The 22,452-nt window shown below is 35.2% G+C and carries 19 protein-coding genes, 1 pseudogene and 1 riboswitch; of the genes and pseudogenes, 5 read left to right on the forward strand and 15 right to left on the reverse strand.

Going from position 1 to position 22,452, the window contains the following annotated elements; genetic code table 11:
• Nucleotides 1-8: 8 nt before the first annotated feature.
• A riboswitch (Lysine riboswitch) is annotated at nucleotides 9-186 on the reverse strand.
• Nucleotides 187-346: 160 nt separating this feature from the next.
• Together JOD29_RS17615 and JOD29_RS17620 are read left to right on the forward strand one after the other, a co-directional pair.
• Nucleotides 347-1,561 (forward strand): CynX/NimT family MFS transporter, encoded by a 1,215-nt coding sequence (locus tag JOD29_RS17615; protein ID WP_124766736.1) that lies wholly within the window; start codon nucleotides 347-349, stop codon nucleotides 1,559-1,561.
• A 66-nt stretch (nucleotides 1,562-1,627) separates the two neighbouring features.
• Nucleotides 1,628-2,182: a restriction endonuclease gene (locus tag JOD29_RS17620; protein ID WP_124766735.1), complete on the forward strand. Its 555-nt coding sequence runs from the start codon at nucleotides 1,628-1,630 to the stop codon at nucleotides 2,180-2,182.
• A gap of 229 nt (nucleotides 2,183-2,411) precedes the next feature.
• On the opposite strand, the gene JOD29_RS17625 is transcribed toward JOD29_RS17620, so the two are convergent.
• From JOD29_RS17625 to JOD29_RS20500, 3 genes are all read right to left on the reverse strand, one after another.
• On the reverse strand, nucleotides 2,412-3,458 hold the full coding sequence (locus tag JOD29_RS17625; protein WP_124766734.1) for a nitric oxide synthase oxygenase: 1,047 nt from the start codon (nucleotides 3,456-3,458) through the stop codon (nucleotides 2,412-2,414).
• A 196-nt stretch (nucleotides 3,459-3,654) separates the two neighbouring features.
• Nucleotides 3,655-5,277: an SLC13 family permease gene (locus JOD29_RS17630; RefSeq protein ID WP_239585782.1), complete on the reverse strand. Its 1,623-nt coding sequence runs from the start codon at nucleotides 5,275-5,277 to the stop codon at nucleotides 3,655-3,657.
• 32 nt (nucleotides 5,278-5,309) lie between these two features.
• Entirely contained in the window at nucleotides 5,310-5,504 is a 195-nt protein-coding gene (locus tag JOD29_RS20500) for a hypothetical protein (protein ID WP_239585783.1), read from the reverse strand.
• Between the two features lie 397 nt (nucleotides 5,505-5,901).
• Between JOD29_RS20500 and JOD29_RS17635 the strand changes: the two genes are divergently transcribed.
• The gene (locus JOD29_RS17635; protein WP_124766733.1) at nucleotides 5,902-7,398 is read left to right on the forward strand and encodes a catalase; all 1,497 of its coding nucleotides are present in this window, start codon (nucleotides 5,902-5,904) and stop codon (nucleotides 7,396-7,398) included.
• A gap of 100 nt (nucleotides 7,399-7,498) precedes the next feature.
• Here the strand turns inward: JOD29_RS17635 and JOD29_RS17640 are convergent, their stop codons facing one another.
• Nucleotides 7,499-8,431 (reverse strand): AEC family transporter, encoded by a 933-nt coding sequence (locus tag JOD29_RS17640; protein ID WP_124766732.1) that lies wholly within the window; start codon nucleotides 8,429-8,431, stop codon nucleotides 7,499-7,501.
• Between the two features lie 314 nt (nucleotides 8,432-8,745).
• Here JOD29_RS17640 and JOD29_RS17645 point away from each other — a divergent pair, with 314 nt between their 5' ends.
• Nucleotides 8,746-10,194 (forward strand): hypothetical protein, encoded by a 1,449-nt coding sequence (locus JOD29_RS17645; protein ID WP_124766731.1) that lies wholly within the window; start codon nucleotides 8,746-8,748, stop codon nucleotides 10,192-10,194.
• 175 nt (nucleotides 10,195-10,369) lie between these two features.
• Here JOD29_RS17645 and JOD29_RS17650 read toward each other — a convergent pair whose 3' ends face one another.
• From JOD29_RS17650 to JOD29_RS17660, 3 genes are all read right to left on the reverse strand, one after another.
• Entirely contained in the window at nucleotides 10,370-11,554 is a 1,185-nt protein-coding gene (locus JOD29_RS17650; RefSeq protein ID WP_124766730.1) for a CaiB/BaiF CoA transferase family protein, read from the reverse strand.
• Nucleotides 11,555-11,950: 396 nt separating this feature from the next.
• Nucleotides 11,951-13,192 carry a hypothetical protein gene (locus JOD29_RS17655; RefSeq protein ID WP_124766729.1) on the reverse strand — a complete coding sequence of 414 codons (1,242 nt, stop codon included), beginning with the start codon at nucleotides 13,190-13,192 and terminating at the stop codon, nucleotides 11,951-11,953.
• A 203-nt stretch (nucleotides 13,193-13,395) separates the two neighbouring features.
• Nucleotides 13,396-13,698 carry a DUF6509 family protein gene (locus JOD29_RS17660; protein WP_124766728.1) on the reverse strand — a complete coding sequence of 101 codons (303 nt, stop codon included), beginning with the start codon at nucleotides 13,696-13,698 and terminating at the stop codon, nucleotides 13,396-13,398.
• 286 nt (nucleotides 13,699-13,984) lie between these two features.
• Between JOD29_RS17660 and JOD29_RS17665 the strand changes: the two genes are divergently transcribed.
• A complete protein-coding gene (locus tag JOD29_RS17665; RefSeq protein WP_124766727.1) occupies nucleotides 13,985-15,169 on the forward strand; it encodes an alanyl-tRNA editing protein in 1,185 nt (394 codons plus the stop codon).
• Nucleotides 15,170-15,202: 33 nt separating this feature from the next.
• Here JOD29_RS17665 and JOD29_RS17670 read toward each other — a convergent pair whose 3' ends face one another.
• From JOD29_RS17670 to JOD29_RS17705, 8 genes and pseudogenes are all read right to left on the reverse strand, one after another.
• Complete coding sequence (locus tag JOD29_RS17670) at nucleotides 15,203-16,018, reverse strand: metallophosphoesterase (RefSeq protein WP_124766726.1); 816 nt, start codon at nucleotides 16,016-16,018, stop codon at nucleotides 15,203-15,205.
• Nucleotides 16,019-16,633: 615 nt separating this feature from the next.
• Nucleotides 16,634-16,993: pseudogene (locus tag JOD29_RS17675) on the reverse strand (Na+/H+ antiporter subunit G); the annotation flags it as partial.
• Nucleotides 16,971-17,255 (reverse strand): Na(+)/H(+) antiporter subunit F1, encoded by a 285-nt coding sequence (locus tag JOD29_RS17680; protein WP_124766725.1) that lies wholly within the window; start codon nucleotides 17,253-17,255, stop codon nucleotides 16,971-16,973. The gene JOD29_RS17680 and the pseudogene JOD29_RS17675, both read right to left, overlap by 23 nt.
• The gene (locus JOD29_RS17685; RefSeq protein WP_124766724.1) at nucleotides 17,256-17,738 is read right to left on the reverse strand and encodes a Na+/H+ antiporter subunit E; all 483 of its coding nucleotides are present in this window, start codon (nucleotides 17,736-17,738) and stop codon (nucleotides 17,256-17,258) included.
• Complete coding sequence (locus JOD29_RS17690) at nucleotides 17,738-19,222, reverse strand: Na+/H+ antiporter subunit D (protein ID WP_124766723.1); 1,485 nt, start codon at nucleotides 19,220-19,222, stop codon at nucleotides 17,738-17,740. The genes JOD29_RS17685 and JOD29_RS17690 overlap by 1 nt, the downstream gene beginning before the upstream one ends.
• On the reverse strand, nucleotides 19,215-19,553 hold the full coding sequence (locus tag JOD29_RS17695) for a Na(+)/H(+) antiporter subunit C (protein WP_124766722.1): 339 nt from the start codon (nucleotides 19,551-19,553) through the stop codon (nucleotides 19,215-19,217). Before JOD29_RS17695 ends, JOD29_RS17690 begins: the two co-directional genes overlap by 8 nt.
• A gap of 2 nt (nucleotides 19,554-19,555) precedes the next feature.
• Nucleotides 19,556-19,978, reverse strand: a complete 423-nt coding sequence (locus JOD29_RS17700) for a Na(+)/H(+) antiporter subunit B (RefSeq protein ID WP_124766721.1) — start codon at nucleotides 19,976-19,978, stop codon at nucleotides 19,556-19,558.
• The gene (locus tag JOD29_RS17705) at nucleotides 19,965-22,376 is read right to left on the reverse strand and encodes a Na+/H+ antiporter subunit A (RefSeq protein WP_124766720.1); all 2,412 of its coding nucleotides are present in this window, start codon (nucleotides 22,374-22,376) and stop codon (nucleotides 19,965-19,967) included. The genes JOD29_RS17700 and JOD29_RS17705 overlap by 14 nt, the downstream gene beginning before the upstream one ends.
• Nucleotides 22,377-22,452 lie beyond the last annotated feature (76 nt).

The following is a 22,452-nucleotide window of genomic DNA, read 5'->3' on the forward strand; positions in this document are numbered from 1 at the left end:
TACTAAAATTGAAAGATAGCTCAACACAGCCTAAACCTGTGACAGTTCTGTTCCTTTCGAAAACAGCCCCAGCATTAACCTAGAGAGTTACGTTAACACTTCGGCAATTATTCCTTTCAAGCTGTTTCTTCGATTCTCTCAATCTCCACTGCTTTACTCTTAATAATCGCGACCTCTACCCCATTACTATGAGGTATTTATTATTCTTAAATATTTAATCGTTATCGAGTTTAGCATAGTAAAAAATCGATTACAACTTATTAGGAGATTTCAGTTTATTTTGATAAATCCGCTCAATATGCTACAGTCATGAAAAGGATTTACTCTCAATTATTGGAGGAAACTTATGAATGAAAAACAAACGATCCATCCACAAAGAAAACTGCTATTTTCTATCACAACACTCTTGTTTGTATTCGCTATTATTTTTTTAGCCACTACATTACGTACTCCTTTAACAGCAGTTGGTCCAATTATTCCTTATATACGTGAAGGGCTCGGCATTTCTAATGTTTTAGCAGGATTCTTAACAACAATACCACTTCTTGCTTTTGCTGTTGTTTCTCCCTTTGCCCCTAGGATTGCAAGGAAATTTGGAATGGAGCTAACGCTATTTTATTCAGTTATTTTATTAACACTCGGAATTGTTGTTCGTTCTATAGGAAATACTGTACTGTTAATTTTTGGTACTATTTTAATTGGCGTAGCAATTTCTTTTGGTAACGTCTTAATCCCAAGCTTTTTTAAACTAAGGTATCCATATCAAGTTGGATTGTTAATGGGAATATACACAGTTGCGATGAACGTCTCTGCTGGCCTTGCAATTGGGGTAAGCCAGCCAATAGCTGAAAATACACCTTTTGGATGGCAAGGGGCCCTTGGATTCCCAATTATTTTGACCATCATTACTTTATTTGTCTGGCTCCCACTCATAAAGGGTGAAAAGGTTGATTTAAGTACCATGACAAACACCTCTTCAAAAGAGGGAACAAAACTTTGGAAGTCTCCCCTAGCATGGGCAATTGCAGCAACGATGGGCTTTCAGTCTCTTTTATTTTATTGTACAGTAGCCTGGGTTCCATCTATTTTAATGGATCAAGGACTATCACCTGAAGGCGCGGGTTGGATGACTTCCATTATGCAATATGCACAGATTCCTATGACGTTTTTAATCCCTATTATTGCTGAAAAATTTACTTCTCAGAGACCTATTGTACTGTTTTTTACATTCTTTTATGTTGTAGGGTTCATCGGAATGTTATTTGAATGGACGAATCTTGCCTTCCTTTGGATGATTTGTTTAGGATTTGCAGGAGGGGCTTCATTCGGGCTTTGTATGATGTTGTTCACTTTAAGAACAAAAACAGCATATGAAGCAGCTGAAATTTCTGGGTTTGCTCAATCAGTTGGCTATTTACTCGCAGCAATCGGACCTGTTTTATTTGGTTACTTATTCGACGTAACTAACAGTTGGGATGTCCCGAATATTTTATTTATCATTGTTGCTATTATTTTATTTATTGCTGGGTTTATTAGTTCTAAACAACAATATATAGAATGAAGCAAACATATGTACCCTTTTATGTTACAATAGCTTTGACTATGTAAGGTAAAGGGGTTAAACAGTTTGCCTAAACGCAAAAACAAGAAAAAGAAACGAATTAGTATTTTTCCGCTTCTTATCATTATTTTGATTGGTGCGATTGGTTTTTACTATACACATACAATTGAAGGTGCCATTACATCCATTGTTGGATTTTTCATCCTATATATTGCGTTTACAATTTGGAGAAAAACACGAGGATTTAGAAGATTAAGAAAAGCTGGTATTAAAGAAATAGACCAAATGACCGGTGAAGAATTCGAGCAATATTTAGGCATGCTTTTTAAAAAACGTGGGTTTAAAGTTTCTTTTACAAAAGCATCTGGGGATTACGGTGCAGATTTAATATTAAAAGATCGAGAAGATATTATTGCAGTACAAGCAAAACGCTATTCAGGAACGGTAGGAGTTAAAGCAGTACAAGAAATCATTGGTGCTTTAAAAATGTATGAAGCTACAGAAGCCTGGGTTGTAACGAATAGCTATTTCACAAAACAGGCTGAAAAATTAGCCGAAACAAATGAAGTGTATTTAATAGACCGAGACGAATTAATCGAAATAATATTAGGGAAAAGCTAAATGGGTTGAAAAATTGCACCCACTTATAAATTGGGGCAATTTGAAGTACAAAAATAAATTAAATATTAAAAAGCATGGTAAAATGCCATGCTTTTTTTCGTTAATATAAAGTTATACACGGAAAAGCTTCCTTTTCTAGGGGAAATATAGGCATTTTCAATTTAAAAGAAATTTTCCCGTTTATGCTTAGACAGGGTAAAACAAACATAGTAATTCTTATTGGTTTGCCTTAGTAGGGCCTTTTTTGATTAAAGTAATTTGGCTTCTTAATAATATTGGCGATTGGTTTATGATAAATTTGTGTTGTCGCAGGCGATAAAGGCGGTATTAACCACGTCCAGTTCCCCGTCACTTCACGTTCCTTTTCTTGCTCCTTTTGCTCAAATAGTTTAAATTGCTGTGCAGCCGTATGATGATCAACAATGCTTACCCCGTCTTCTTTATATGAATGTAATACCGCAATATTTAATTCAACTAGTGCACGGTCCTTCCATAAGGTTGCATTTAGGTCCATTTCAATTCCTAAACCTTTTGCAATTTCGGGTAGCATATTATAGCGATCTGTATCTGCTAAATTCCGCGCACCAATTTCTGTCCCCATATACCACCCATTAAAAGGTGCAGCTTGGAAATCAACCCCTCCGATACTCAATCTCATATTCGAAATAATTGGAACTGCATACCATTTTAAGTTTAATTTATCTATACTCTTATATTGAGGATGTCGAATCTTCACTTCCAAAACATAGCTATTTGGTATCTCAAAAAATTTTGGTTTACGATCGCCTACTTGAATCACTAAAGGTAAAACATCAAAGTTTGTCCCTTCCCCAAACCACCCCAACTCTTCGCATACTTTTGTAAACGTTACTGAATTCGGATCCCCAACAATCCCTTCATTTGTTACATAGCCTGCATATCGAATTAATTGCTCATTCCAAATCCGAACCTTTCCAGGCTTAAAAATTGTAATCGTCGGTCGGATTTTCCCACCATTTGTTGCGTATAAAATATGGCGTAATAGGGCTTCAAAGATTTGGACTTCATCTTCTAACTGCCGTTCATCGATGACATGTAAAGACTGCCAGAAGAGTCTACCAATACAGCGATTACTATTTCGCCATGCAACTCTCGCTCCAAACTCTAGTTCTTCTGTTGTTGGCCAATATTCATTTAAGTCTTTCACTTCTCTCATGCGCTCCAAATACCATTCGTTTGTTAGTTCATTTTCATCTTTGTATTGGGTAAGAAAATGCTCTGTTTCTTGTATGTTCATATTGTGCCGATGCCTCCTCCAATACCTTCATTTTAAATTTCTATTTTTCACAAACCAACTCGAACCTTATCATTTAAAAGATGTATTTTGCATATATGACATAAATTATTCAAAAACATGGAGATGGTTATTTGTCCAAAAAAAATAAGGAATGCCTCTTCAATTGAGACATTCCTTTTATTATTCCTCTTTACTTTTAAAGTGGAAATAGTATCGGAATCACAATCATCATAACGACCAACATAATGATTTGCAAAGGAACCCCCACTTTTACAAAGTCCATAAACTTATATCCACCTGCTGTCATAACAAGGGAGTTTGTTGGTGAAGCAATGGGCGTGGCAAAGGCCATTCCAGCTGCAGTTGCTACTGTAATCATATATGTGATGGGATTAGCATCCATAACCAATGCTGCATTCATAGCAACAGGTGCGAAAAGAACTGCGGTGGCCGTATTACTAACAAATTGACCAAACATAACAGTGATCAAATAAACACCTATTAACACACCATACGGTCCATATTGACCAAGAAGATTAATAATACTGTCAGATAAAATGGTCATCCCGCCAGTTTTTTGAAGAGCGGTTGCCATAGGAAGCATTGCGGCAATCAAAATAATACTCTCAAAGTTTATTTTTCCATATGCATCGTCCATATTTCGTAAACAGCCTGTTACAATCATTAATACTGCACCAATCATGACGGAAATCACTGCATCAAACACTTCAAATACCATTAGGCCAACCATTAATAATAAAATAATCCCGGCAATTGGAGCTTTTCCTGATGCTATGACCTGCCCTGCATTTTCTAGCGGTTGTCCAACAACTACTACATCATGTGTTTGTCTCGATAGTAATTCTATTTCATCCCATGTACCTTGAACTAATATCGCGTCACCAAATCTTAGCTTCTTGGACGCCATATTTTGCAAAATGTATTCGCCTCTTTGATTGATTCCTAATATATTTAAATTGTATATTTCACGGAACCCTGTTTTGCTTACGGTCTCTCCAATCAATCTAGATTGTGGTGTTAATAGAACCTCAGCTACGCCGATTTGCTTAGAAATCAACTCCTCAATACCATCTTTATCATCATATCTAATTTCTAGATTGTATTGCTTAGCAAAACGAATGACATCTTCTTGATTCCCTTGGATATATAATTCATCATGGGGGTGAATGATACTATTTGGACCTGCCATTTCCTGATATGTTATGGGTAAAAGCTTTCTACCTTCTCCTTGATTACGGTGAATCTTCATAATGTAAATTTGATAGGTTGCAGGTAATTTTAATTCCGCTAAACGTCGATCAATAATGTTAGACGTTTCAGGAACGTAAACGTTGAAAAGTTTATCATTCAAACGATACTCTTTTATAATCCGTTTCGGTGATAAGTTATACCCTCGGTTAGAACTAACTTGATTTTGTTCATTAGGAGACAATTTATTTCGAATCAGAACTAAGTAAAGTATTGCAGTAATTGAACCAATGATTCCGATTGGTGTTATATCGAAGAATCCTAATTTTTCGAATCCATTGTCAACAAGCGTTTGACTTACGATTAGATTAGGAGGCGATGCGATAAGTGTCATAATTCCAGACATACTCGCTATATAAGACAATGGCATTAAAAACTTAGAAGCACTCACTTTCATACTCATTGCAATACTAATGACAATCGGTAACATTAGCGCTACAGTACCTGTATTACTCAAAAATGACCCGACTATAACTACAACCACTAATAATAAGATAAAAAGCCTTAATTCATTGTCACTAGACCACTTTAATAATAACTTCCCTGCCATTCCAGCCAAACCTGTCCGTAATAAACCTGCACCTATAACGAATAGTGCTTTGCAATCATGATGACAACAGAATTCGAAAATCCTGCTAATGCCTCTGATGGAGTTAAGACTTTAAATACAACGAGGGTTAACAGGGATAGTAAAGCGACTAAATCTGCACGAACACGATTTGTAATAAACAATAATATGGTTATACCTAAAATGATAAAAGTAATGGTAAGTTGCATAGTTGTTCTCCTCTACTTTTTTTACCAAACACAAGATTAACCTGTAAAATATTACCTTCCATTTTTTCAATTACATACGCTATTTTCAATTAAGGATGTATTTAAACTCCATTCTATTATCCACAATCATTCTACAATTATCTACAAAGTTCCCTTTAAAAAATGAGAAAAACTATAATTCTATTCGACAAAACATTGTTGTATTCGAGTTCTTTCTCTATTCGATGAATCATAAACTATGATGTGTGATTTTTTTCACTTACAAGTTTTAGAAAAAATGATACACTTAAACTATAAATATAAATTACTTAAAAAGAATTATTATAATTTAGTAGAAATTATGATTTGAGTTTGCTATACTATTTTCGAAGAGATAACCAATATAGGAGGTACATAAATGTCTAATAAAAATAATCAACGTTTAACGACAACTGCAGGTGCGCCGGTTGTAAGTCATGATGATGTTTTAACAGCTGGTCGTCGCGGCCCTATTCTTTTACAAGACGTATTCTTAATTGAAAAATTAGCTAATTTCTCACGTGAAGTGATTCCAGAACGTCGTATGCACGCTAAAGGTTCAGGTGCATTTGGTACTTTCACTGTCACTCACGACATTACAAAATATACAAAAGCAAAAATCTTCTCTGAAGTTGGAAAGAAAACTGAAATGTTTGCACGTTTCTCAACTGTAGCTGGTGAACGTGGTGCAGCTGACGCAGAACGCGATATTCGCGGTTTCGCACTTAAGTTCTACACTGAAGAAGGTAATTGGGATTTAGTCGGAAACAATACACCTGTATTCTTCTTCCGTGATCCATTACACTTCCCTGACTTAAATCACGTTGTAAAACGTGATCCTAAAACAAACATGCATAACGCAAATAGTAACTGGGACTTCTGGACTCTACTACCTGAGGCATTGCACCAAGTAACAATCGTTATGTCTGACCGTGGTATTCCAGATGGTTACCGTCATATGCACGGATTTGGTTCTCACACTTATTCAATGATCAATGCTGACAATGAGCGCGTATATGTGAAATTCCACTTCCGTTCAGAACAAGGTATCAAAAACTTAACGGATGCTGAAGCTGCAAAAGTAATTGGTCAAGATCGTGAATCTTCACAACGTGACCTATTTGATTCAATCGAAAAAGGTGATTTCCCTAAATGGAAAATGTACATCCAAGTGATGACAGAAGAACAAGCTCGCAATCACAAAGATAACCCATTCGATTTAACAAAAGTTTGGTATAAATCTGAATACCCACTAATTCCTGTTGGTGAATTCGAATTAAACCGCAACCCAGAAAACTACCATGCAGATGTTGAACAATCATCATTTGCCCCATCTAACGTAGTACCTGGTATTGGTTTCTCACCTGACCGTATGTTACAAGCGCGTCTATTCTCTTATGCAGATGCTGCTCGTTACCGTTTAGGTGTTAATAGCCACCAAATTCCAGTTAACGCACCAAAATGCCCAGCAATGGTTTATCACCGTGATGGCGCAATGCGTACTGATGGAAATAACGGTAGTGCAATTTCTTACTATCCAAACAGCTATGGCGCTTTACAAGCACAACCACAATATAAAGAACCTGCTTTAGCTCTTGATGGACCTGCAGATATTTATGATTTCAAAGAAGACGATAACAACTACTTCGAGCAACCAGGTAAATTATTCAACTTAATGACTGCTGAAGAGCAACAACGTCTATTTGATAACACTGCTGCAAACTTACAAGGCGTAGAAGAATTCATCCAACGCCGCCACATCTTACACTGCTACTTAGCTGATCCAGCATATGGTGAAGGTGTTGCAAAAGCTTTAGGTCTAACTTTAGATGGTATGGACCTTTCAAACCCTTACTTAGCAAAAGTAAACCAATAAACTTCCAATATCATTGATATCCAAAACAAACAAAACAAAACCTTATCTTAAACAATGTTTAAGATAAGGTTTTTCATTTACTGCTATTTAACTTTTTAGTTTAAGCACCAAATAATACTGTAGATAAATAAATAACGAACGTAACCGTTAAGCAACTCATAACCGTAGAGAATAATACAGTCTGTGCTGCGATGTTCGAGTCAATGTCATACTCAAGCGCTAAACTTGAACTATTTCGAGAAGTTGGGAAAGAGCTTGCTATTAGTAAAGATTGAGCAATTACCCCATCAAGACCTAAAATATAAATTACTAATAAAGCAATGCTAGGTCCTACTAGTAATCTCGTTATACAACTCACTATAATTGTTTTGTTTAACATCGTTCTTATTTCAATTTGAGATAATTGTGCTCCCAGTGTGATTAATGCAACTGCAACAAAACCTTCTGCAATATAATCAATCGGAATTCTAAAGGAATCTGGAATCGGTAGATTAAACACATTTAAGATTATTCCTAAAATTAATGCATAAAGAATTGGCAATTTTAAAAAATCCTTAAAAATTTCTTTCCCCGACTTTGTAGTCGATATCAAGTTATACAAACCATATGTATAGGTTGTTATATTCTGGAAAATTACTAGAATTACTTGAATTGCGACCCCTATCGGTTGCATTGCAAAAACCATTTGAGCTACCGGAATACCATAATTCCCTGAATTAATAAGAACAACGCTATTCTTAAAAACTGCAGATTCTGTCGATGTTAACCCAAGAATTTTTGAAATAAAATGACTTATAAACATTTGGCTACCAATAAAAATAATAATAAATAAAGCTACCCTTCCTAACACCTCAAGCTGAATGGTCGTTTCATAAATATTTACGAATACGGCTGCTGGCATGAAACAATAGTTAATCAGATAGGATAAGGCTTTTAAATTAAAGTTAAATTTTTTCTGTAAGATGCCACCTACTACGAGTAATACTAAAATCGGTGCTACAATCTGAAAAAAAATCATTGATAAATAGTTCATTACTTATCTCCCATTCCAACCATTTGACTGACAATTAAAGAATATAATTGTAAAAAATTTCTTTATTACACATAATCTCATATTAAAATGCTAATTTCCATAGTTTATTCCACTGTCTATTATTCTATAATTAAATTTAAAATTTGGAGTCCCTATCTCCTACCGCGCACTTCAACGATAAGAAGAGGTATGTTAAATGATATCTACATAAGCAAATCGATTTTAATTTTATGAATTTTTCACCAATTACAACAAATATCCTACTAGATTTGGTATATTCTTCATAAGTGATTCTCATTTGAGGAGGGTTATTTGTGATTCAACTTGATCAGCAGTTATTGATTAAAACTAGAGGACAAATTGGAGATGTACTTGAGACAGCAATTTCTGAAATTAATATTGAATATCATGAAAATAACAGCATTTTCGGTGAGCTATTACCTTTATCCTCCATCTTATTTAATAGAGGTAAGGCCGCATCAATTATAATGTCCACTGTAAAAAAATATTGGGGAAATGTAGACCTATTTTTGCAGGCAGTGCTACAAGACACAACCATTGACCTCGAAACTGCAAATGATCGACTTCACACTTTCCTTTCATCAAAGCACGGAGAACAATCAATATTCGACTTTTTACTTGTACATAAATCGTTAAGCTTTGACCATATTATCTATCTTGTTTTTGGCAAAGAAATAAATATTCCAAATTCAGTTGGTGGGTTAACAAGGATTTATTTAACGAGGATTGGTGGAAAATTTCTATTACATATCATTTATAATCAGCATTCTGAGTTTTGGTACATGCTGTTTGCAAAAAAGATTTACTCGATCTTTATGCAAGTAACATTAAATGAAATCCACCATGCTACTGACCTAATGAAGCAATTTAAAAAAACAATTAATTCACACTATACTTTAAATCAAACTGTCGTTGTAATGAATGAGCTTATTGAAAAGATTGACTATGAGAATCCACGCTCATTCCGTTTAAAAGAACTCCATTTATTGAATGTAATTGCGCATTACAATGGTGGGAAACGGCATCACCGCAAAATTAAAAAATTAATATCGGACATATTTGATGCTTGGGGAAATGGTAGGTGTGCATTAACTGAGAAGGAATTAGTATTACTCAAGTACATTTTAGCGGTTGAAGCTGCTAACCAGAATGAGAATAAAAAAGTCATAGAATATGGCAACTTCCTAATTGGTGAAAACCATTTGAATAACCACGCGATTGAACTACTGCTAGAATATAGCGATGTTTTACCTAATATTAAACCAGAACCTACTACACTCGTAAAATGCTATCATAAAAATTATTTAGAACAAATTTTTTATATTATGATCAACGCTCTTGTGCAGAACGAACAATTCACTACCGTTATTCGGTTACTAAAGGATCATGAAATTGCATCATGTTCAACCATCTATCAGCACTTAAATACCGAAAACGACGAAAATACATTACACCTTATTGAAGCAACCGTTCAAAAGGATATCGCATTTATTGTAGACAAGACCCCCCACCATGTCATGAAATCTATAGAAGTTTGGTTACAATATTATCGCTTACCTGAGAGCCATTATTACGAAATCGCAATGGATACCTCGAGCCATGTTTGCAACATATTAATGGCACTATTTGCAACAGAGCAATTTGAGCTTTTCGAAAAATTAATGGAAGTATACCAAAAATATTTAAAAGTAGATGATCATTTTAATAAATTAAGAGAATTTGTATCTGATTTCGTCAAATAATTTTAAGCATATGATGGATTGCCGAAACCGGAATTGGAGCAGGTTGTTCATCTCCATTTCAATAAATTACAAATAGAGCAGACTCAAAAGCAGTGACCACTTTTGAGTCTGTTTAACTTTCTTTACCTAAATTCATTTCAACTCCTTAAAGAAAGGAATTGTGCGTAACCGAATCTTATTGTAAAACTCCTTTTTTTCTTAACGTAGAGATTTGTTCGGTAGTTAGTCCACACTCTAGTAGAATTTCATCCGTATGTTCCCCTAATTTTGCTCCAACGAACTTATACGTTGGTTCAACTTCACTAAATTTGATTGGTGCACCTATTTGTTTTTGTGTTGTTCCATCATTTAAAGGAATTTCAATTAGCATATTTCTCGCCTTTATTTGCGGGTGTGCACAAGCTTCCTCAATGGTAAGCACTGGTTCAACACAACCATGAAAATCTTCATTAAATATTTCTAACCATTCATCAAAGTTTTTTGATAAGAATGCATCACTGACTGCTTCTTTAAAACGCTTTTGTGTGTAAGAAGAATCATTAAAGGTACTTTGGATAAGCTCAGGTATATCTAAAGCTTCACAAAGTATCTTTCGAAACTGAGGTTCTAAACTGCCTACCGAAAAGTATCTACCATCTTTTGTTTGATAGTAATCATAAAAAGTTCCGCCATTTAGAATCTCTTCCTCTGGTTTTGGCAAGTGTCCGCTCCCTAAAAATGCTGCACCATATAATGCATTCATTGAAAACACTGCGTCCGTCATAGAAATATCAATATACTTGCCTTCTCCAGTTTTTTCTCGGTACAATGCCGCAGCCAGCACCCCTACTGCTGCATGCATAGACCCTCCTGCTATATCTGCAATTTGTATACCCATTGCTACAGGTTTTTTCCCCCTTAACCGTGAATGTTCAAGTACACCCGCCACAGAAAGATAGTTATTATCATGACCCGGTCGATTCCTATAGGGACCATTTTGTCCATAGCCAGTAATCGAACAATAAATTAATTTCGGATTCACCTCTTTTAGAGAATCATAGTCTAGTCCTAATTGTTTCATCACACCCGGCCGAAATGCTTCAATTACAATGTCATATTCTTTGATTAGCATTTTAATAATCTCTACAGCTTCCGGCTCTTTCAAATTTAAACTTATAGATCGTTTTGAGCGATTTACGTACTGATGAACATAAGATTCTTGGCCATCATTATATGGTGGCATAATCCGCATTAAATCCACTTTTCGGGTAGACTCTACATGTATAATTTCCGCACCATAATCTGCAAACATCTTTGTAGCTAGTGACCCAGGAAGAACTGATGAAAAATCGAGAATTTTTAGCCCCTTTAAAACCGACATTTTCCCATCCCCTTTGTTTAACAAACACTAAAATTATCTAATACCCAAACACTAGCTGTAATAATACAAATTTCAATAATTGTTATCATTACTAAGTGAGGTGGATATATATCTAATTACATTATATTAAAAATAATCTGAAAATTTTATAAAAATAATAAAATTCTATTAAATAATATAAAAATATAAATCTATTTTTTATTAATTCGTAAATATTTGATTAAGAATTTGTAAAACTTCACCATTCTCCACATAAATAAAGTATTATTGGGTCGAGCTTCATTGATTGCTATTATTAAATGGCCTTATCCCAATCTTGGAGATATGCAAATGGACGCTCCCTTTTATACGTGAAATAACCCAACATCCATGAGAAGGGACGTTGGGTTATTTGTACTATACATATGTTGGAAAATTCAATTCATATACTGCTCTTGGCCGACCTTGCTGATACGTCATTTCTTCTCCCACAATTTTGGCAAATCCTGTATCTACTAGCTTTTTCAAAATTCGCTCCGTTGTTCTTCTACTTACTTGTAAAAATACTTCTAAATCGTGAGCTGTAAACTCAGTTGAATTATGTGTACGACTAAATTGAATAACCCTAGACACGTTTGCAGGACTTAAAGTCGTTTGTTTTGCAATTTCTGCTAGTTTTGGTTCACTTGCTTGTAATTGTACCTGACGCACAGAATGAGGATATGGCCCAAGTAATTTCTTTTCATCCGTGATGATATAAGCTGTGTTTACTTTTGCAAATTGAAGAGCATCTTTCGCATTATGCGTTGCATCTTGAATATCTATACCAAATCCAAAAGCGACTTTGAATGGTTTTGAAGATATGTTTATCCATTCTTTTTCGGTTAAATAATCAAAGATATTTAATACATCACCTTGTGTAGAGTAAATCATATACAAATGAGGAGCTATTTCAATCAGTTCCGATTTAAAGAAATTTGCAAAGTTCAATAAATCACTTTCTGTTGGAAGATTATTTGCTCTAAATTGAATATACCCTACAGCAATTTTTGCAAGTTGACTTTTAGCAAACTCCGCTTTATTTTTCGTTTCGAGGATTCCCTTAATAATGGAACTACGCGGATCAATCATTCGAATAACAGGAATATTTAGTTGCTGCAACTTTTCAAATACTAATTGCATACTCGTTACAGCTAGTGAAGTTTGATTACTTTCGTAAAGATTATGGTGGAAATTAATAATAGCCTTTACATCGGAAGTTTCATCAATTTGATAGATCTTCGGTAAAAATATGAAACCTATATCTCCGAGTACACTATTAATAATTTGAGGCTCAATTAAATCAATTGAAATCTTTTGAATGGGAATCTCATGTTTCTTCGTAATGGATAATAATGTCGTTGCAATGGATGTTTCATCTTGTTGTAAGTAGTGTGATGGGATTGGTAAACACTCTACTTCTTTTTTAGCAAATAAATATGATAAAGAACCTGAGAAAAATACAGCGTCGCATGGTTTTATGGTTCTAATTATTTCTGCTGAATCTTGGGGAATCCTATATAAGTAATAATCAAGTCTGATAGAAGGTAACTCTTTTTCGATTTGTTTTAATCGATCTGCAAAGTCCGATGAGCAAATCACTGCAATATGAATAGACATTTCTGTTCACCTCTTTAAAAACGCCAATAACGTCAAGCATACCTCTATTCATAGGAATCGTAAAGTACAATTGAAGGAAAATTAATAAGGAACATAGTAAATTTACAAAAAACTAGTTATAAATTTCCGAACTTAGGTAAATAGTCTAGAAATAAAAAGTAGCACTATATATGAGCAAAGTGCTACTTGATTGTAAACCTATATTATAGTTCTTCAAATTCCTCTTTGGTTAATTGTTCTCGACAAAATGTTAAAATCATTTCTTCTTCATCGTCTTCTAAAGCAAAATCTAAATATTTATTTTCTGTTTTATCTGTGATGAAATAGTTTAGAATACTAAAATCATTTCCATTTTGTCCGATTAATACTCGTATTTCGATCCCGGCTTCTGAAAATAGTTCATCTTCTTCATCCACTTCAACATCTAATAAAAACTCAAAACGTTTTCCTTCTATGATGTTCGTTGGGTCTTTAATTTCTTCTAGTGAGTATTGTGTTATTTCCATTTTTTAACTCCTCTAATCCTGTAGATTAAAACCATTCATTCAAATTAAATTAATAATTTTTTACCAAAAGCGTATTGTCCCGTACATTAAATTGAGACAGCAAAAAATACGTTAAACCATTTGATTAACTATTTATTATATTAATCGAAAAAAATACTTGGTCAATTAAAAAGGTCTTATCTTTAGGTAAATGGGACGTTTCAGTTTAACTAGTATGATTCGTGACACCTTTTATTAAATATGACAAAATAAATATAATTCATACATAAAGGGGTCGTTAATTGTTATGAGAGAATTATTTTATTACCAAGATTCAATGATTAAAGATTTTACTGCTAAAGTTGTTCGAACAGGTGTGGAATTAGATGGACGTCCCTATGTGGTACTTTCAAACACAGCTTTTTATCCGACAGGTGGTGGACAGCCACACGATACAGGCTATATCAATGAGTTGAAAGTTATTGATGTAGAAAAGGTAGATGAGGAAATTCGGCACTATATTGAAGGTGAACTGTCTTCGCTTACTGAGGAAGTACGTGGTGTATTGGACTGGGCACGCCGTTTTGACCATATGCAACAACATACAGGCCAGCATATATTAACAGCTGCCTTTGTAGAACTGTTTGATTTTGCTACAGTCAGTTTCCATTTGGGAAGTGATTTAGTAACGATTGATTTAAATACAGAACATGTAACGGACGAGCAACTTACACTTGCTGAAAATCGCGCGAATGAAATTATTTTAGAAAACCTGCCTATTGAAACAAAGTGGGTAACGAAAGAAGAACTCTCTCATTATCACCTTCGAAAAGATGTTGCAGTAGATGAGGATATTCGCCTAGTGATTATTCCTGAATTTGATTACAATGGATGTGGTGGTACACACCCATATTCAACTGGTCTAGTAAGTAGCATAAAAATTATGGGAACAGAAAAAATGAAAAAGAATATTCGAGTTTCCTTTGTATGCGGCAAACGTGTTCTTAATCAATTAGCCATGCGAAAAAGAGTTCTTTCAGACGTTGCTCGCCAGTTAAGTGTGCCTGAAGAAAGCGCACATGAAGCATTAACGAAAGTTTTACACTCAGCAAAAGCCAATGAAAAGGCACTTAGCGAAGCGCATGATGCATTACTAGAATATGAGGCAAAGGAGTTACTTAATAATAACCAACATCCACATGTCGCTATTACGTTCCAAAATCGCACGGTGCAAACCTTACAAAAGCTTGCTCGCTTCATTGTTTCCCAAAACAACGAGGCTATGGCATTACTTGTTTCAGAAAATGAAGACAAACTACAATTCGTTGCGGCCCGCGGATCAAATGTAGCTCGAAGTATGAAGGATGTTTCAGGAGCGATCCTCCCACTTATTAACGGTAAGGGGGGTGGGAATGATTCCTTTGTACAAGGGGGCGGAGAGAAATCTTTGCCTGCAATTGAAGTGCTTCAACTTATGAAAAACACCATATAAAAAATAGCGAGCTTGCTAGTCACAAGCTCGCATTTATTTTGCCTGAAGTTCTACGACAACTAATTCTGGTAAATTGAATAGTCGGAATGGTACCGTACTATTTCCTAGACCCCGACTAACATTCATTGTTGTGTGCTCATTTTCATAGAGTCCTGCAGTATACTTCGGGAAAAAACCCTGACCTGGTGCCACTAATCCACCTAATCCAGGAATACGAAATTGCCCACCATGTGCATGCCCTGAAAAAACAAAATCAATCCCATACATAACATAGGAATCGAATTGTTCTGGTCGATGCGCTAATAACAGGATCAATGAATCTTTCGGTATATCTTCCATTGATGTATCTAACATATCTTGAGTTTCAAGTCCGTTTAAAGGATCTTCAATACCTACTATATAGAGCCTCTCCCCATTACGTTCAATATGTGTCGCATGGTTTGGCAATATATGTACACCTATTTCTGTCATTGCTTCGTATATTTTTTCCACTTCATTTGTTGCCACTTCATGGTTACCAATTACATAATAAACATCAGCTATTTCAACAAATTGGCGAACCGCTGTTAAGCTTTGATTCAAATCATATCTGTTACTATCAATTACATCTCCAGTAATAAAAATTACATCAGGATTTGTAGAACGAATCTTTCCCACTAATTTTTGCTGGTCCTCACCAAACATCGCATCGTGTAAGTCGGATACTTGCGTGATTCGAAAACCATCAAATTCGTCTGGAATCTCTTCTGATTTATAAGTTTGATTGGTTGTAACAATCCAATAATTATTTATATATAGAAACAAACAAATTCCTATAATAAAAACACAAAATTTTAAAAGCTTTTTCAAAACTACTCGCTCAATTCTTTAATGTATTAATGGAAAATTATTAATCGAAATTAATAATTTGTACGTTTATCTTCCACCTAAAGAAGTTGGTCCTTCTTCCGAATAAAGATAAAACTTCCCCCATCAATCATATTCATATGCTTCCCTACATTCAAGTATAAGAAGTACTAATGTTGTAATTTTATTGCTTGTTTGAATGAGGTTATTATAAAAAATTATCCACAGCTCTTCATTGTTATCCCGATTTTTTCACTTTCTCCACAGCTTTATCCTCAGTCAGTCTATTTGTCCACATAACGAAAATAAAAAAACCTAAGAATATCATTAATAATAAAAAATGTTATCCACAAAACATAAAAACACCCACTTTTGCGGAAAAAGTGAGTGCTTTGAAATTGTGGATAATTGTTTAAGCTATGTCCTTTAAAACTATTTTCCATTCTCATCTGCGTTTAAACGATCGGATGATTTTCTATCAACCTTATCTACTGGGACATCAACTTGTAGCTCTTCTCCATCCATTCGTTCGTCTTCTGTTAAAATTGAAGTATGAACGTCTTTGTCAACGAGGGGCTGCATTTCTACTTTGCCCCCAGCAAACGCAAGGTGGTCTATTTGGTTACTTTCTCCAAACAAAACAGGCTTTAATTCATCCTCCCCAGAGCCTTCCGCTAAGGGTACTCTTGAACGATATGCCGCGCGAGTAACTAAATGTCCGGAAACCGGTGCGGTAATAAAGACAAAGATAATCCCTAAAATTATTCTGATACTAATATAACCATCATGGAACCAAAAATAAACGAATGCTCCTAGTAAGCAAACTAGTACCGACAATGTTGCACTTTTTGTGGCAGCATGGGATCTTGTATAAACATCAGGCAAGCGAATCATGCCAAATGCACTAATAACACTAATTACTGAACCGAATAGTATTAATATAACGGCAATCCATTCAACGATTTCCTTTACGTTCAACAATGACACCCCTCTCGATATATTTCGAGATAGCAATTGTACTGATAAACGCTAATATCCCCAAAATTAATATTGCCTCTAAAAATGCCTTAGTTTTCAGCACAATAGACACAATCGCAATGGCAGAAATTAAGTTTACTCCGATTGTATCCAGTGCAATTGCACGATCTGGCATCGAAGGACCTATAATTACACGATATAACTGTAGTCCAATGGCAACCATAAAAAGAGTAAGGGCTATAAGTAATACAGCTTCTTTCATTTATCGTGTCACCTCCAGAATCGCCTTTTCAAATTTCCCAATCGACTGAATAACTGCCTCTTTTGACTCTTCAATATCCATTGCATGAATATAAAATACATCGCCTTCCTCTGAAACTTCCATTACAACTGATCCAGGGGTAAGCGTTAAAAGTAAAGCTAGTGCGGTTACTTCCCACTCCCCAGTTAAATTCGTGCGATACGTAAAAATTCCAGGCGTAATTTTTAAATTAGGTGTTAAAATTTGCTTCATTACAGAAAAACTAGACGTAACTAGCTCTTTTATAAACAATTGAATAAGGTAAATGATTTTCATTACCCTTCGCAGATAAAACTGCGTTCCAAAAAACCTATACATCACATATAGAATTCCAATCCCAACAAAGAATCCTGTTAAAAACGTTGTAAATTGTGGTATTGGTTCATCCACTAATAAAAGCCATAATAGGGCAATAAATAAATTAAGTAAAAACTGGCCAAACATTATTGTCCCCCCTTTAATATCGCTTCTATATAAATAGAGGGATTCATTAAGGTACGAGTCGCATTGTCAATATAACCCGACATGGATTCTGCTCCAACCCCAATAAATACTATAATAATGGCAAGTAAGACAAACGAAGAAAGAGCGCCTTTAGGAATTTTTTTCTCATCTTCTAAACTAATAATGGTTTCCCCGAAGAACGAAGCTAGGAAAATTCGAAGCAATGAATAGAGTACGATTATACTTGATGCAAAACCAATTCCTAACAAGATAAAGTTTTCACCTTCAATAGCTCCAATACCAATCAGTACTTTTCCGACAAACCCACTAAATGGGGGAATTCCAGTAAGTGCTAACATAACAAGAAAGTAAATCCATCCAAAAAGTGGATAATTTCTAATTAACCCACTCATTTTCTTAACAACTGTTTCTCCGGTTAAATAGACCATCATTCCAACAATTAAAAATAATAATGCCTTAGCAATGATGTCATGTATTAAATAATAAATAGCACCTGAAATTGCCTCCTCTGTCCCTACAGCTAAGCCAATTAAAATAAACCCGACTCCAATAATGACGTTATAAGTAGCAATTGTATAAATATCTCGTCCAGATAACGCCCCCATACAGCCTGCAATCAGTGTAACGCCTGCCATAATTCCTATTAGAGTATGCGTCACCTCTGGATTTAAGGGAAACATTAGTGTAAACGTTCGAAACAGTGCATAGATTCCTACCTTTGTTAGTAATGCAGCGAATAATGCTTGTACTGCTGTTGGTGGTACACTATATGAACCTGGCAACCAGAAGAATAAGAGTAATCCAGCTTTTAAGCTAAATACAACTAAAAATAAGATTGCCACCGTTGTAAGCATCGGATCTTGCCCTACCTCTGCAACTCGCTCCGCAATGTGAGCCATGTTAAGCGTCTTTACAGTACCGTAAAGATAGGCTAATGCGACAAGAAACATCCAAGAAGCCACAACGTTTATAACGACATACTTTAAAGACTCTCTTAATTGCACCTTTTCTCCACCAAGTGCCACCAATACATAGGATGCTAGTAACATAACCTCAAAACAGACAAACAGATTAAAGATATCTCCTGTTAAAAAAGAGCCATTTACCCCAGCAATCAAAAATAGAACAAACGGATAAAAAAACATCTTTTCATGGTGTTCTCCAATAGTAGAAAATGCATATAGCAAGCAAATTGCCGTAACTATACTCGCCGTTAATACGAGTAATAATGAAAAGGAATCGGCAACAAACAAAATTCCAAATGGCGGTAACCATCCACTAAAGTCAATCTTTATAATCCCTTCAGTCTGTACGACCTCCAACAACACAAACGAAATAATGCTTATAAAAACCATCGTTAGAAAACTAATAACTCGCTGGAGCATAATATGTTCACGTAAAAATACAAGAATTACTGCCGTAATAATTGGGATAATTAACGGCAAAACGATAATATTACTCATCTGACATTCCCCTCAATTCCTGAAAATCATCAGAACCATTTGTTACGTAAGTTCTGTATGCTAAAACAAGGAGAAATGCCGTAACCGCAAAACTAATAACAATGGCAGTTAAAATGAGTGCCTGTGGAAGAGCATCCGTAAATGGCCCTCCCGAATGACTTAACAATGGGACATCTCCTTTTTTTAATCCCCCAACTGTCAAAATTAATAGGTGAACAGCGTGGGATAAAATAGCCGTACCAACAATGACACGGATGATATTTCGAGAAAGGACCAAATAAGTTCCAACTGAAACTAAAATCCCGACTAACACAATCATCAATGATTCCATCTCTACTCATCCTCACTTATGCTTAAAATAATCGTTACTAGGGTCCCCACAACTGTTAGAGCAACACCTGCTTCAAAGATTGTTACAGTTGACAGATGTTTTTCACCTAATATCGGCAATGTAAAGTAACCATCAGTTTGAGTTAAAAAAGGAGCTTCAAAATAAAGTGAGCCAATCGCTGTACCTGTTGCGAGAAGCACTCCGAATGCCGCAACCTTTTTAAAATCAAATGGCATTTTTCTGTGAATGGTTTCAATGTCGTACGTTAAGTAAAGAAGGACAATCCCAGAGCCAAGTACCAACCCACCTATAAAGCCTCCACCTGGTGCGTTATGTCCAGAAAAAAACAAGTACACACCAAGTGTTAATATAATAAAGACAACCCCTTTAACTACAGTTTTAAGAATGACGTCATTTATTTTCAATATCTGTTCCCTCCTTTTTCGCCTTTAGCTTAATCAGTGTATAAACACCTAAGCCAGCTATAAAGAGAACAACAACCTCAAGCATTGTATCGAACGCACGGAAATCTCCTAAAATTGTATTAACTATGTTTTTCCCGCCGGCTAAATTATAGGAATCTTCAAAGTAAGAAGAAATGGTATCAAACTTTTCATAGTTCATAACTGCTAATCCAACAATTGTAACTGTTGCTCCAACTAAAATGGAGATGACTCCGTTTGAAATTTTTACCCCTCTTGTAGAAGGTTCTGGTTTTAAGTCTGGCAAAAATTTAAAGCAAATTAAAAATAGCGCTGTTGTTACTGACTCGACGACAAGCTGCGTTAACGCTAAATCTGGTGCTCGGAAAATGACAAAGAAAAACGCAACCGAGTATCCAAGAACTCCGTTTAAAATAACAGTAGTTATTCTTGATTTCGCAAACAAAATAGAAATCGCAGCAACAACCATAATAAATACTAAAATCAATTCGAAGCCTTCAATTTTTGCATCAATAGCTGGGTTAAAAGTTATTCCTTCTGTAAACAGGAAATACCCTGCTACCACTGCTACAAAAAATACATAAATGTAAATAAAGTAATGGGTTAAATCCCCATTCATATAACGTCGAGTTACTAATCTTGAAAAGTTTTCACTAAAGCTGATTGTACTTTCATACATGGCATTTAAGGTAAAACGTTGTGGTATCAATAAGTAAATTCGCTTCCATCTTGGAAGTAAATGATATAGAATAACTCCTACAACTACTACCCCCATCGTCATATACAATTCTGGATTAAAACCATGCCATGCATAAATAGATGGAGTTAACTCCTTAACGGAAGGAAATGTTGGGTAAATACTCCCCATAGCAGGTTGTAATATATATTTCCCTAAAATATTTGGGAAGAAGAAAATCAAAACTACTAAACTAATTAGAATAAATGGAGGAATAAGCATTCCAACAGGAGCTTCATGTGGTTGTTTCTCTAATAAATCTGGTTTTAACTTTCCAAAGAAGGTTTTTCCAACAATAATTAAACAGTAAACAAAAGTAAAAATACTTGCGACCCAAGCAACAATGGGAATGATGACTCCTACGCTTTGTAATGAGAAGATATCTAATTCAGTGATCTTAAGTACTGCAGCAAAAAACATTTCCTTACTTAGAAAACCATTAAATGGGGGTAATCCTGCCATTGAGAAACTACCAATTAAAGCAATGGTAAATGTAAAAGGCATAAACGACATGAGCCCACCTAGTCGACGAATATCTCGTGTTCCTAGTTCATGGTCAACAATTCCAACCATCATAAATAGGGCGCCTTTAAATGTCGAGTGGTTCATTAAATGGAAAAGTGCTGCAAAGGATGCTTGCGTATAAAGAACTGTTTTGTCGGAATAACCCAAATGCACCGCAACTGATCCTAATCCAAGTAAACTCATAATTAAACCAAGTTGACTAACTGTGGAGAATGCTAATATTGCCTTTAAATCTACTTGTCGTATGGCATTAAATGATCCCCAGAACAAAGTAATAAGCCCCACTCCGGTAACTGTCCAAAACCAAATCATCTCTCCACCAAAAATAGGTGTAAATCGTGCAACAAGATAAATTCCGGCCTTTACCATCGTAGCTGAATGTAAATAAGCACTCACTGGTGTTGGTGCTTCCATTGCATCAGGAAGCCAGATATGGAATGGAAATTGTGCAGATTTTGTAAATGCCCCTAATAAGACTAAAAATAGAGCCGGTATAAACAGTGACTGCCCACTGATCATACTTATATTTGCAATGATTTCACGAATGCTAAATGTCCCAGACATGACATATAACATCAAAAACCCTACCAACATGGATACCCCACCCGAAACGGTGATGGTCATTGATTTTCTTGCACCTGCTCTAGAAGCCTTTCTATGATGCCAAAACGCTATTAAGAGAAACGAAGAAACACTTGTTAACTCCCAAAAAACATATAGAACCATTAGATGATCAGATAATACAACACCTAACATTGCGCCCATAAAGAGCAATAAATAACAGTAAAAATGATGCAATGCTTCCTTTTGAGATAAATAAAATATGGAATACAAAATGACTAAGCTTCCTACTCCTGTTATGAGGAGACTGAACATTAAGCTAAGACCATCTAAATATGTAGTGAAATTTATATTTAACGAGGGGATCCACTCGTACGTATTTGAAAACGTGTGACCGTTCGCAACACGAGGGATATATGTAGTTAACGTAAGGAATAAGATAATAGGAATAAAAAGAACAATCCAGCCGACCCAGTTCCTTTTTATTTTCCTATAAAAAATTGCTATACACGCCGCCATAAAAAACGGTGCTAAAATAATCGCAAGGTCAATTGTCACAAACTAAAACCTCCTATTTTTTTTTACTTTTTCATCTCCTAAGTTAGAGGAAATAACTTCGTACTTGACGGAAGCC

Source organism: Lysinibacillus composti, from assembly GCF_016908465.1.
GTDB classification, from domain to species: domain Bacteria; phylum Bacillota; class Bacilli; order Bacillales_A; family Planococcaceae; genus Ureibacillus; species Ureibacillus composti_A.